General features: G+C 58.9%; 12 protein-coding genes. 6 read left to right on the plus strand and 6 right to left on the minus strand.

Features of this window, described 5'->3' with window-relative positions; translation table 11 throughout:
* Nucleotides 1–2: 2 nt before the first annotated feature.
* The gene (locus CTZ24_RS06325) at nt 3–656 is read left to right on the plus strand and encodes an FMN-binding negative transcriptional regulator (protein WP_208725082.1); all 654 of its coding nucleotides are present in this window, start codon (nt 3–5) and stop codon (nt 654–656) included.
* Nucleotides 643–1,611 (plus strand): DNA-binding protein YbiB, encoded by a 969-nt coding sequence (gene ybiB / locus CTZ24_RS06330; protein WP_208725083.1) that lies wholly within the window; start codon nt 643–645, stop codon nt 1,609–1,611. The genes CTZ24_RS06325 and ybiB overlap by 14 nt, the downstream gene beginning before the upstream one ends.
* A gap of 3 nt (nt 1,612–1,614) precedes the next feature.
* Here the strand turns inward: ybiB and CTZ24_RS06335 are convergent, their stop codons facing one another.
* A complete protein-coding gene (locus CTZ24_RS06335; protein WP_208725084.1) occupies nt 1,615–2,772 on the minus strand; it encodes a M20 aminoacylase family protein in 1,158 nt (385 codons plus the stop codon).
* A 388-nt stretch (nt 2,773–3,160) separates the two neighbouring features.
* On the opposite strand from CTZ24_RS06335, the gene CTZ24_RS06340 reads away from it, so the two are divergent.
* On the plus strand, nt 3,161–3,370 hold the full coding sequence (locus tag CTZ24_RS06340) for an Rpn/YhgA-type helix-turn-helix domain-containing protein (protein WP_208725085.1): 210 nt from the start codon (nt 3,161–3,163) through the stop codon (nt 3,368–3,370).
* A gap of 87 nt (nt 3,371–3,457) precedes the next feature.
* Here CTZ24_RS06340 and hutU read toward each other — a convergent pair whose 3' ends face one another.
* Both hutU and hutH read right to left on the minus strand, forming a co-directional pair.
* Nucleotides 3,458–5,143, minus strand: a complete 1,686-nt coding sequence (hutU, locus tag CTZ24_RS06345; RefSeq protein WP_021182520.1) for a urocanate hydratase — start codon at nt 5,141–5,143, stop codon at nt 3,458–3,460.
* An 11-nt stretch (nt 5,144–5,154) separates the two neighbouring features.
* Nucleotides 5,155–6,711 (minus strand): histidine ammonia-lyase, encoded by a 1,557-nt coding sequence (gene hutH / locus CTZ24_RS06350; protein WP_208725086.1) that lies wholly within the window; start codon nt 6,709–6,711, stop codon nt 5,155–5,157.
* Nucleotides 6,712–7,028: 317 nt separating this feature from the next.
* On the opposite strand from hutH, the gene hutC reads away from it, so the two are divergent.
* Nucleotides 7,029–7,784, plus strand: a complete 756-nt coding sequence (gene hutC / locus CTZ24_RS06355; protein ID WP_013508421.1) for a histidine utilization transcriptional repressor HutC — start codon at nt 7,029–7,031, stop codon at nt 7,782–7,784.
* Here hutC and CTZ24_RS06360 read toward each other — a convergent pair.
* A complete protein-coding gene (locus CTZ24_RS06360) occupies nt 7,768–8,310 on the minus strand; it encodes a HutD/Ves family protein (protein WP_208725087.1) in 543 nt (180 codons plus the stop codon). The genes hutC and CTZ24_RS06360 overlap by 17 nt on opposite strands.
* Nucleotides 8,307–9,662 (minus strand): formimidoylglutamate deiminase, encoded by a 1,356-nt coding sequence (locus tag CTZ24_RS06365; protein ID WP_208725088.1) that lies wholly within the window; start codon nt 9,660–9,662, stop codon nt 8,307–8,309. Before CTZ24_RS06365 ends, CTZ24_RS06360 begins: the two co-directional genes overlap by 4 nt.
* An 88-nt stretch (nt 9,663–9,750) precedes the next feature.
* On the opposite strand from CTZ24_RS06365, the gene hutI reads away from it, so the two are divergent.
* Together hutI and hutG are read left to right on the plus strand one after the other, a co-directional pair.
* Nucleotides 9,751–10,968 carry an imidazolonepropionase gene (gene hutI / locus CTZ24_RS06370; protein WP_208725089.1) on the plus strand — a complete coding sequence of 406 codons (1,218 nt, stop codon included), beginning with the start codon at nt 9,751–9,753 and terminating at the stop codon, nt 10,966–10,968.
* Nucleotides 10,965–11,753, plus strand: coding sequence for an N-formylglutamate deformylase (gene hutG / locus CTZ24_RS06375; RefSeq protein WP_208725090.1), 789 nt, complete (start codon nt 10,965–10,967; stop codon nt 11,751–11,753). The genes hutI and hutG overlap by 4 nt, the downstream gene beginning before the upstream one ends.
* Before the next feature lie 64 nt (nt 11,754–11,817).
* Here hutG and CTZ24_RS06380 read toward each other — a convergent pair.
* Nucleotides 11,818–12,095: transposase (locus tag CTZ24_RS06380; protein WP_208723593.1), on the minus strand; the 278-nt coding region annotated here is incomplete at its 5' end.

Genomic DNA, 12,095 nt, shown 5'->3' on the forward strand with positions numbered 1-12,095 from the left:
GCATGTTGTATACGCCACGGGCGTTTAACCAGCCGGATGCTGAAGCGCAGCGCCAGCTGGTGCAGCGCCATCCGCTGGGGCTGTTGATCTCCAACGGGAACGATGGCCCGCAGGCAACGCCGTTGCCGTTTTTATTGCAGGTCGATGCTCAGGGGGAGTGGGTGTTGCAGGGGCATTTGTCCCGCGCCAATCCGCATCTGAAAGCGCTGGAGGATGGCATGCCGGTGCTGGTGGTGTTCCAGGGGGAACAGGGTTATATCACCCCGGCGTGGTATGAAGAAAAAGCGCGCAGCGGCAAAGCGGTGCCGACCTGGAACTACCTGACGCTTCACTGCCGTGGTCCACTGATCCGCCATGATAATGCTGACTGGCTGCGGGCGCAGGTCGAGCGGCTTACCGCGCAGCAGGAACAGGGGATGCCGCAGCCGTGGGCGGTGAGCGATGCCCCGGCCACTTACATCGACAGTATGATCAAAGCGATTGTCGGGGTGGAGATTCGCGTGACCCAGCGCGAAGGCAAGTGGAAACTCAATCAAAACCGCAGTCTGACGGATCGCCAGCAGGTGGCCGACGGTTTAGCACAGCAGCACAACACCTCTTTGGCCGCCGAGATGCGGCGCACTCTGGAAGCGGAAACTCCTGATGGAACTGAATAAAATTATCAAAGAAATCGGGCGCGGGAAAAATCACGCGCGCGATATCGATTTCGACAGCGCCGTGGCGTTGTATAGCGCGATACTGGCCGGAGAAGTGCCGGATCTTGAACTGGGCGGTGTGCTGATCGCGTTACGCATCAAGGGAGAAGGTGAGGCGGAGATGCGTGGCTTTTATCAGGCGATGCAGCAGCAGATGATGCGCCTGCAAGCACCTGCTGACCGCCCGATGCCGATCGTCATTCCCAGCTATAACGGCGCGCGCCGTCAGGGCAACCTGACGCCGTTGCTGGCGTTGCTGTTGGTCAAACTTGGCTTTCCGGTGTTGATGCACGGCGTCAGTGATGACCCAACGCGCGTAACCAGTGAAGCGGTGCTGGCGGCGCTGGATATCAACCCGGCCACCAGTGCGCAACAAGCGCAGGCGCTGTTGGATAACGGCGAGCTGGCGTTTATCACCATCGATCATCTGTGCACGCCGATGGCGAAACAGCTATCGCTGCGCTGGCGTATGGGGGTGCGCAATAGCGCACACACCCTGGCGAAACTGGCAACGCCGTTTGCCGAGCGGGCTGCGCTGCGGCTTGCCAGCGTATCGCACCCGGAATATGTGCCGCGTGTTGGCAAATTTTTTCAGGATATCGATGCGCCCGCGTTGCTGCTGAACGGGACTGAAGGCGAAGTCTATGCCAATCCGCAGCGCTGCCCTGCCATCAGCTATATTCAGGGAGCAAATGCCGAGGCTGAAGAGTGGGTTGCGCGTCAACCGGAATGGGAGGTCGCGTTGCCGGAGTCAAAAAATGCGCTGGATACCGCCACCTGGATCCGTGCGGTGCTGGCGGGGGAACGTGCGGTTCCGCAGGCGCTGCGTTTGCAACTGGCCTGCTGCCTGGTCGCCAGCGGGGAAAACGCCAGCCTGGCTGACGCTGAACAGCGCCTCAACCAGGCCGGTATCTGAAGATCAGGCTTTCGCCAGCGTACTCTCCACCAACTGCTGCCAGAAGGTGATGCCGATGGGCAGCAGTTCATCATTGAAGTCGTAACAGGCGTTGTGCAGCGGTGCAGAGGGTGTCGCACCATCGGCACCCAGCCAGAAGTAGGCACCGGGGCAGGCTTCCAGCATACAGGCGAAATCTTCCGATGCCATCGACGGATTCACCTGCCAGTGCACCTGCTGCTCACCGAGTAAGCTTACCGCCGCCTGACGCACCTGTTCAGCCGGTTGTTCATGGTTAGCGGTGACCGGATAACCTGGATACCAGTGAATCTCGCCGCTGACGCCAAACGGGCGCGGCAGCGTACTGACAAAATCCTCAATCAGGCCACGTACCCGATTACGCACATCGGTTTGCAGACAACGTACCGTGCCGCGTAACACAATTTGCTCGGGAATGACGTTAATCGCTTCGCCGCCGTGGATTTGCGTCACGCTGACCACCGCCGATGCCAGCGGTGACAGGCGGCGTGACGGAATGGTTTGCAGCGCCAGAATCAATTCTGCGGCCACGACGATGGGATCGGCACCGCTTTCCGGCATTGCCGCATGGCAGCTCTTGCCGTGCAGAGTGATTTCAAACGAATCGAGCGATGCCATCATGGCACCGGCATTGACCGCCAGCGAACCAACCGGCAGGCCAGGCCAGTTATGCATGGCGTAGACGGCATCCATCGGGAAGCGCTGGAACAGGCCTTCTTCCACCATTTTTCGGGCACCACCGAGGTTCTCCTCGGCGGGCTGAAAGATAAAATGCACCGTGCCGCTGAACTGACGTGTGGCCGCCAGGTGACAGGCTGTCGCCAGTAACACGGCGGTGTGACCATCATGACCACAGGCGTGCATCACGCCCGGCTGGCTGGATTTCCACTCTGGATGGCCTTTTTCGGTGATCGGCAGCGCATCCATATCGGCGCGCAGGCCAATCACCGGTCCGGGGCCATTTTCCAACGTACCAATCACCCCGGTGCCCGCCAGCCCTCGAAACACCTGCAAACCGGCATCCTTCAACACCTGCGCCACCAATTCGCTGGTACGTTGTTCCTGGTAACCCAGTTCAGGATGTTGATGGAGCTGGCGACGCCAGTGCAGGGCGTTTTCCAGCAAAGTGGCAGGCAGGGTCATAGGGCAGGATTCTCCATTATCAGCAGTACGTCCGTGGGCAGGTACCGCAAGAAATTATGTTCCCACTGTAGTGGCAAGCGCGGAGAGCGTCTATCGCGAAACGGGATAATTTGGCTATAGACTATATCCAAATGGAATAAGTAGGTTTTATCCACTGCGAGATAAATTTTATCCCCAGGGACCCCTTTGTTGTGCTTGCTCAACCTGGGGTTAAATCTGATTGTTTTATCACTATATTATGAAGTTCTTAACTCTCTCTGATATTTTCACGCCTTAGATATCAGTGAGATAACTGCTGTGATAACGTCCGGACACTCTCATCACTATGGTGGTTGAACTTGTCGTTAAAATACTGATGCAAGCCAAACCGCAACTCAAGGAACAGATTATGACGATCGAACAACAGTGGCGGCAGGAATCTTATCTGCAAGGGTTTAAAGAAGGGTTTATGGAAGGCTTTCTGGAAGGTTTTCAGGAGAGGCTTCAGGAAGGTAAATTGCAGGTGGCGCAGCGTATGCTGCGGGAGAACGTAGATATTAAAACCATCATGAAATTCACCGGTCTGAGCGAGAAAGACTTACAGCAGATCAATGCCTGAACCACGCAAATTTTGCCGAGTCTTGTGGAGTGATAAATTGCGCAAAGACAGGCAAAAAAATGGCGGGCCTGACGCCCGCCAGCCAGGTTATTTCATCATCGGCAGATTTAGCCCATGCTCTTTCGCACAAGCCTGTGCCTGCTCGTAACCCGCATCCGCATGACGCATGACGCCAGTGGCCGGATCGTTCCACAACACGCGGGCCAGACGCACATCGGCTTCGGCGCTGCCGTCGCAGACAATCACCACCCCGGCATGTTGTGAGAAGCCCATACCGACGCCGCCGCCGTGATGCAGGCTGACCCAGGTCGCGCCGCCTGCGGTGTTCAGCAGGGCGTTGAGCAGTGGCCAGTCGGACACTGCATCCGAGCCATCTTTCATCGCTTCCGTTTCACGGTTCGGTGAGGCAACGGAGCCACAATCGAGGTGGTCACGGCCAATCACAATCGGTGCTTTCAGCTCGCCATTGCGCACCATCTCGTTGAACGCCAGCGCAGCTTTATGGCGCTCGCCCAGTCCCAGCCAGCAGATACGTGCCGGTAAACCCTGGAACGCGATGCGCTCCTGCGCCATATCCAGCCAGCGGTGCAACGTTTTGTGGTGTGGGAACAGTTCTTTCAGTTTGGCGTCGGTTTTATAGATATCTTCCGGATCGCCCGACAGCGCCACCCAGCGGAACGGGCCTTTGCCTTCGCAGAACAACGGACGGATATAGGCCGGAACAAAGCCAGGAAAATCAAAGGCGTTTTTCACCCCTTCATCCAGCGCAACCTGACGGATATTGTTGCCGTAATCGACGGTCGGGATACCCATATGGCAGAAGTCGAGCATCGCCTGGACATGGGTTGCCATTGAGGCGCGCGCCGCTTTTTCTACTGCTTTCGGGTTGCTGGCACGCTCGGCCTGCCAGCGGTCCACATCCCAGCCAATCGGCAGGTAGCCGTTGACTGGATCGTGCGCGGAGGTCTGGTCGGTCACGATATCCGGTTTCATGCCGCCCGCTTTGGCGCGTTTTACCAGCTCTGGTAAGATTTCCGCCGCATTGCCCAGCAGGCCAACTGAAATGGCTTTTTTCGCTTTGGTGGCTTCGTCGATCAGCTGCAACGCTTCATCGAGGGTATAGGCTTTGTGGTCGACATAACGGGTACGCAGACGGAAATCGATGCGTGATTCCTGGCATTCAATTGCCAGCACACAGGCACCGGCCAGCACGCCAGCCAGCGGTTGTGCGCCGCCCATGCCACCCAGACCGGCGGTCAGGATCCAGCGGCCGCTCAGGTCGTTATCGTAATGCTGACGGCCCGCTTCGACGAAGGTTTCGTAGGTGCCCTGCACGATGCCCTGAGCACCGATGTAGATCCACGAACCGGCGGTCATCTGGCCATACATCATCAGGCCGGCTTTATCCAGCTCATGGAAATGATCCCAGGTGGCCCAGTGCGGTACCAGGTTGGAGTTAGCCAGCAGCACGCGCGGCGCGTCAGCATGGGTACGGAACACGCCAACCGGTTTACCCGACTGGATCAGCAGGGTTTCTTCCGGCTGTAACGCGCGCAGCGAACGCAGAATCTGCTCAAAGCATTCCCAGTTGCGCGCTGCTTTACCGATGCCGCCGTACACCACCAGATCTTCCGGGCGTTCCGCCACATCAGGATCAAGGTTGTTCTGGATCATGCGGTAAGCCGCTTCAATCAGCCAGTTGGCGCAGTGCAGTTCACTCCCCTGTGGGGCTCGGATTTCACGGGCAACTGCCTGGGTCAGAGTTTCGCTCATCATCAGTTCCTTTATTCAACATTGGTGGTGCGCATGCTCGGCAGCAGCGCAGAAAGGGCTTCCGGCCAGGCATTGCTGCTGGCCCACAGGCGCATGGTGTCAATATCCGGCGCCAGTAAACGGTCCTGATCGAGGAAGGCGACTTGCGCGCGAATACGGCTCATCTCCTGCTCGATAAGGGTGGAACTTTGCAGAGGGCGATGGAAATCAATGCCCTGCGCGGCAGCCATCGCTTCAATCCCCACCACGGCGGCGGTGTTGAAGCACATGCTGCCGAGACGGCGCGCAGCATAGGTCGCCATCGAAACATGGTCTTCCTGATTGGCGGAGGTCGGCAGGCTGTCAACGCTACCCGGATGGGCCAGCGATTTGTTTTCCGATGCCAGCGCCGCTGCGGTCACCTGGGCGATCATAAAGCCCGAGTTGACGCCGCCATCGCGTACCAGGAACGGCGGCAGGCCGGATAAACCGGTATCCAGCAGCAATGCGAGGCGACGTTCGGAAATCGCACCTACTTCGGCCACTGCCAGCGCGATGATATCAGCGGCAAATGCCACCGGTTCGGCATGGAAGTTACCGCCGGAAATCACATCGCCGCTGTCGCTGAACACCAATGGGTTATCCGAGGCGGCGTTGGCTTCAATCTGCAAGACGCGCGCGGCGTGGCTCAGGTTATCCAGGCATGCCCCCATAACCTGCGGGACGCAGCGAATGGAGTAGGGGTCCTGCACCCGGCCACAATTGGCGTGTGAGCTGAGAATTTCACTGCCTTCCAGCAGCGCGCTTACGGCGGCGGCGACACTGATTTGTCCCTGCTGACCGCGAGCCTGGTGGATACGGGCATCGAAAGGTTTGATCGAACCTTTGATGGCTTCCAGCGACAGCGCACCGGCCATCAATCCGGCGGCAAACAGGTTTTCCCCTTCAAACAGGCCACGCAATGCCAGCGCGGTGGAAACCTGGGTACCGTTCAGCAGCGCCAGTCCTTCTTTGGGACCCAGCACAAACGGCGTCAGGCCGACACGCGCCAGACCTTCGGTCGCCGGGATCAGCACGCCATCAACACGCACCTGACCTTCACCCAGCAGCATCAGCGACAGGTGCGCCAGCGGGGCCAGGTCACCAGAGGCACCCACTGAACCTTTTTCCGGGATACACGGCATCACACCGGCATTAAACAGCGCCAGCAGCGCTTCGATCAGGGCGATGCGGACGCCGGAATGGCCGCGTGCCAGGCTGATGATCTTGGTGGCAACCACCAGACGGGTAACATTATCAGGCAGCAGTTCACCCAGGCCGACGCTGTGCGACAGCACCAGGTTACGTTGTAGTTCGGCAAGACGATCCGCCGGGATTTGCGTCTGTGCCAGTTTGCCAAAGCCGGTGTTGATGCCGTACACCACGTTGCCCGAGGCGACGATGGCATCTACCGTGGCACTGGCGCTACCGATCGCGGCCCGCGCTTCATCAGCCAGCGTTAATGCGACGCCACCCTGGTAAATCGCGCGCAGTGTGGCGAGGTCCACTTCACCGGGAACGAGGCGAATATTCTGAACCGAACCTGACATAGTCTACTCCTGTCTATACAAGTAAAGCGGCAATCACGGACAACATTGGCTTGTGGAAGTTTTGTCGGCGATGCCATGAATAATGCGAGTGAAGCATAAGTGTCTATTCTTGTCTATACAAGTAGCAAGCGCTGTGCCAGATTGATCACATTCTGTGAACAGCGTAGTGATGCGGATTGATATCCAGGTCGCGTGGCGCTTTGCACTGTAATAAGGCAAATGCTGCACAAGCAGTGGGCTGGTTGCACTGCGGGATGTATATACATTTACCGCCTGAGACAGTAAACTCTGGGCACTATCAGGAAAAGGAACAGGATATGGTTGAGCAAACGGCAATAGCACAATTGGCCGCGGCCATGGGTGATGAGCCTGCGCCGATTTACCAGCGCGTTAAACAGGCGATCATCAGCCAGATCCGTGAAGGTCACTGGAAGGCCAATCAACGTGTACCGTCGGAAAGCGAGTTGGTGAACGAGCTGGGCGTCAGCCGTATGACCATCAACCGGGCGTTGCGCGAACTGACCAGCGAAGGTTTTCTGGTGCGTATGCAGGGCGTGGGCACCTTTGTCGCCGAGATGAAGGGCTACACCGCGATGCTGGAAGTGCACAACATCGCCGATGAAATCGCCCAGCGTGGCCATCGCCACAGCTGCAAAATTTTGTCGCTCGGGCAGATGAAGGCCGACCCGGAGCAAGCGGCGGTGCTGGGTTTATCCACCGGACAGACGTTGTACCATTCGTTGATCGTGCATTACGAAAACGATATGCCGGTGCAACTGGAAGATCGTCTGGTCAACCCGCTGGTGGCACCGGATTATCTCAGCCAGGATTATCATCAGTTAACGCCTTACACCTATTTGATGCGCGTCGCGCCGTTAACCGCCGGCGAGCATATCGTTGAAGCGGTGTTGCCGGATCTGCGCCAGCGTAAGCATCTGGCGCTGGATGAGCACGAACCCTGTTTGCTGATCCGTCGTCAGACCTGGAGCGATACCAAAATTGTTACCTACGCGCGCCTGCTGTACCCCGGCTCGCGTTACAAGTTACTGGGCCGTTTCAGAGGACACGGCTGAGTGCGGTAAACAGCAGGCTGGCATCGGCAGAATACGGTGCCAGCTGCGTCTCTTCATCCAGCCACCACATCCCCTGATTCACCTCCAGCACCTCACCTTCGGCGCTTTGCCAGAGACCAGACAGCACCCAGGCCACACCATGCGTGGCCCGCACCGCCTGCTGCTGCACCGTCACCTGTGCCTGCCAACTGTCGCGGCGTGTCATGATGTTGAAATCCTGACAGGCGCTCGCGCCGATACGGGCATCGATCGCCCATTCACCCGGGAACGGCCAGGGTTGATGCGGCTGAAGTTGTTGCTCGCCCTGCGCGCTGGTCAGCAACACGCTGTCACCGTGCAGCAGGGTGATCACCCGATCGATACTGGGGAAGGGGGAAAAGGGACCATCAGCGGCGATAGTGGCAATGCTGGCGCGCCAGGCAAAATCCGCCACACCGGGCGGATAACTGATGATCTCGCGAGTTTCGCCGCCGCCGTTGCGCCAGCGGCTGACCGGTAAGGTGTCGTAAGCGAAACGGGTTCTCATCGTAACGCCCTCATCGCTGCGGCAAAACGTGCCGCACAGGCTTCCTGCGCCGGGTGCTGGCCTTGTTCAATCACCGCCTTGCCCGCGACAAATACATCACGAATTTGCTCGCGCTGTCCGGCAAACAACCAACGATTGAGCAGCGAGGCGTTTTCAACGCTGCCGAGCCAGGCATCCTGATGCAGCACCAGCCAGTCGGCACGTTTACCGACCGCCAGCTCACCGCTCTTGATACCGCAGGCCTGTGCGCCGCCTTGCGCCGCCTGTTGCCACAGCAGATCGCCAACGGAAGCCTGATCGGGGGTGGTGATGCGGTTACGACGACGATCGCGTAGCCGTTGGCCGTACTCCAGCCAGCGCAATTCTTCGAGCGTGCTGAGCGACACATGGCTGTCGGAGCCAATCCCCCAACGACCACCACGGGCGATGTACTCCACCGCCGGGAAGATGCCGTCACCGAGGTTAGCCTCCGTGGTCGGACACAAGCCCGCCACCGCGCCGCTGGCTGCCAGACGCGCGATTTCGTCATCATCGAGATGGGTGGCATGAATCAGACACCAGCGTTGATCGACCTTAAAGCGATTCAACAGCCAGGCCACCGGACGTTCGCCGCTCCACGCCAGACTGTCGTTAACTTCTTTTTCCTGCTCCGCCACATGGATATGCACCGGCAAGTGATCCGGGCTGGCGGCCAGGACCTCGCGCATCTGCGCTTCATTCACCGCGCGCAGCGAATGGAAGCACAGGCCGTGACTAAACAGCGGTTTGTCAGCGACCCAGGTTGCCAGCCGTTGCTGCTGGTGCAGATACGCGTCGGTCTGCTGAATAAAGCGGCGCTGCCCGTCGCTGGCCGGTTGCGAACCAAAACCGCTGTAGCTGTAGAGCACCGGCAGCAGCGTCTGGCCAATCCCGGCGGTCGCCGCCGCGGCCATCAGTTGTTGCAGCATGTCATCATCGGGATAGGCTTTGCCCTGAGCGTCATGGTGCAGGTAGTGGAACTCCGCCACCTGGCTGTAGCCGCCTTTCAGCATCTCGATATACAGCAACGCGGCGATATCGCCGACCTGTTCTGGCGAGAGGCGCTGCACCATGCGGTACATCAGATCGCGCCAGGTCCAGAAACTGTCCTGCGGATCGCCAGCCACTTCCGCCAGACCGGCCATCGCGCGTTGAAACGCATGCGAATGCAGGTTGGCAATGGCCGGGATCACTGATCCCGCGAGGCGCGAGGCGTTACCCGGTTCGCTATTGGGGGTGAGATCGGTAATCACTCCGGAAGAATTAACAGAAATCAGCACTTGCTCATGCCAGCCATCGGCCAGCAATGCCCTGGGGGCAAAAAAAGTCGTCATGGTTGATCCTACACGGCGGTTGGTTGTATATACATATACATACTTTGATGAGCAGTGTAAATCGCCAAAGGCGAAGGGGACACGGGGGATGGCAGAAGCGAAGCAGATCGACAGCCTGTGGCTGGGCGCAGATATTGTGACCATGCGCGAGGGCCGCTACAACCTGATTGCCGACGGCGCGCTGGCGGTGGATCAGGGAAAACTGGTGTGGGTAGGCCCGCGCAGTGAGCTACCGGCATTTAACGCGCGTGAGCAGCACCAGTTTGAGGGGGGCATCATCACGCCGGGTTTGGTGGATTGTCACACCCATCTGGTATTTGGCGGTGACCGCAGCGCGGAATTTGAGCAGCGCCTGAACGGTGTCAGCTATGCTGAGATCGCCGCGCAGGGCGGCGGCATCCTCTCCACGGTACGTGCGACGCGTGCGGCGACTCAGCAGGAACTGGTGGCCTCGGCGCGCTGGCGGCTGGATCGCCTGCTGGCGGAGGGGGTGACCACAGTTGAGATCAAGTCCGGTTACGGGCTGGATGAAGCCAGTGAACTGACGATGCTGCGTGCCATTCGCGAGCTGGCGCAAAGCGTGCCTGCCGATGTGCTGGCGACCTGTCTGGCGGCGCATAGCTTTCCGCCCGAGTTTAAAGACAACCCGCAGGGCTGGGTGGAGATTATTTGCGAGCGACTGTTACCGCAGGTGCAGGCGGAAGGGTTGGCGGATGCGGTGGACGCGTTCTGTGAACATCTGGCCTTCTCGCCACAGCAGGTCAGCGCGGTGTTCGATAAAGCCAGGGCGCTGGGGATGCCGGTGAAACTGCATGCCGAGCAGCTCTCCTCACTGGGTGGTGCGGCGCTGGCCGCAGGTTACGGCGCATTGTCGGCAGACCACCTCGAATATGCCACCGAAAGCGATGTGCAGGCGATGGCGCAACATGGCACCGTCGCGGTGCTGCTGCCGGGCGCGTTTTACCTGCTGCGCGAAACGCAGAAGCCGCCGGTAGCGCTGTTCCGTCAGTATGGGGTGCCGATGGCGCTGGCCAGCGATGCCAATCCGGGTACGTCACCGGCATTATCGCTACGTCTGATGCTGAATATGGGTTGCACGCTGTTCGGCATGACGCCGGAAGAGGCGTTGGCAGGTGTGACCCTGTGGGGCGCACAGGCACTGGGTTTACAGCAGACGCATGGTTCGCTGGAGTCAGGCAAAGTGGCGAACTTCGTCCACTGGCCGTTGGCGCGTCCGGCGGAGCTGGTTTACTGGTTGGGCGGCGAATTGCCGTGCCAGGTTATCTATCGTGGAGAAGCGCAATGACACCGTTTCATTTTACTGAAGGGAAGCTGCCGCTGCTGGTCAGCATTCCGCATGCCGGGACGCAACTGACGCCAGAAGTCGATGCCGGATTAAGCGACGCCGCTCGTGGTTTGCCGGATACCGACTGGCATATCCCGCTGCTGTATGATTTTGTGCGCGATATGGGAGCCAGCGTGCTGATTGGCCACTACTCGCGTTTTGTTATCGATCTCAACCGTCCGCCGGACAATCAACCGTTGTACAGCACTGCCACCACCGGGTTGTACCCGGAAACGTTGTTTGATGGCACGCCAACCTTTGCGCCAGGCAAAACGCCGACGGCGGCGCAACGTCAGGGGTATCTGGATAATATCTGGCATCCGTACCATCAGCAGATTCAGCAGGAACTGGCGCGTATCAAGGCGCAGCACGGCTACGCGTTGCTGTTTGATGCGCACTCAATTGCTTCGGTGATCCCCCGTCTGTTTGAGGGGCGTCTGCCGGATTTGAATATCGGGACCAATGACGGTGCCAGTTGTTCATCAGCGGTGACGACAGCGATTCAGGACGTGTGCAGCGCGCAAACGGATTACAGTTGGGTGATCAACGGACGCTTTAAGGGCGGCTATATCACCCGTGCTTATGGGCAGCCAGAGCAGGGCGTGCAGGCGGTACAGCTGGAGCTGGCGCAGATCAATTATATGGATGAAACCCCACCTTTCGCGTGGCAGCAGGCACGCGCCGCCCAGTTGCAGAAGGTGTTGAAGCCGTTGTTGCAGGCGTTTTTGCAGCAGGGTAAAGCGTAAACCCCCCACGATAAAGCGTGCCGCTATAAATGTTTGCACGTTACCGTAGCTACCGTCTTGAACGTCAAGCGGTAGCTGCGTAATTTTCATCCCACTTCATCCGCGTTTTCAGCACCCCGAAGCACTGATGAACCAGCTTGCGCATCACCGCTCCAAGCGCGGCCTTGCTGGCTTTGCCCTTCGCGATTAGCCTCTGGTACAGCGCCTTCGCCGGGGCATTCCACCTGATCGCTACGATCGCCGCCATATACAGTTTCGCCCTTACGTCTGCCGGGCCTGTTTTTGACATCCGCGCACGCCCCCTGACTGAGCTCCCGGACGTTTTTTCCACCGGTACCACAC

Origin of the sequence: Pantoea phytobeneficialis, from assembly GCF_009728735.1 — a bacterium.
Classification (GTDB): Bacteria; Pseudomonadota; Gammaproteobacteria; order Enterobacterales; family Enterobacteriaceae; genus Pantoea; species Pantoea phytobeneficialis.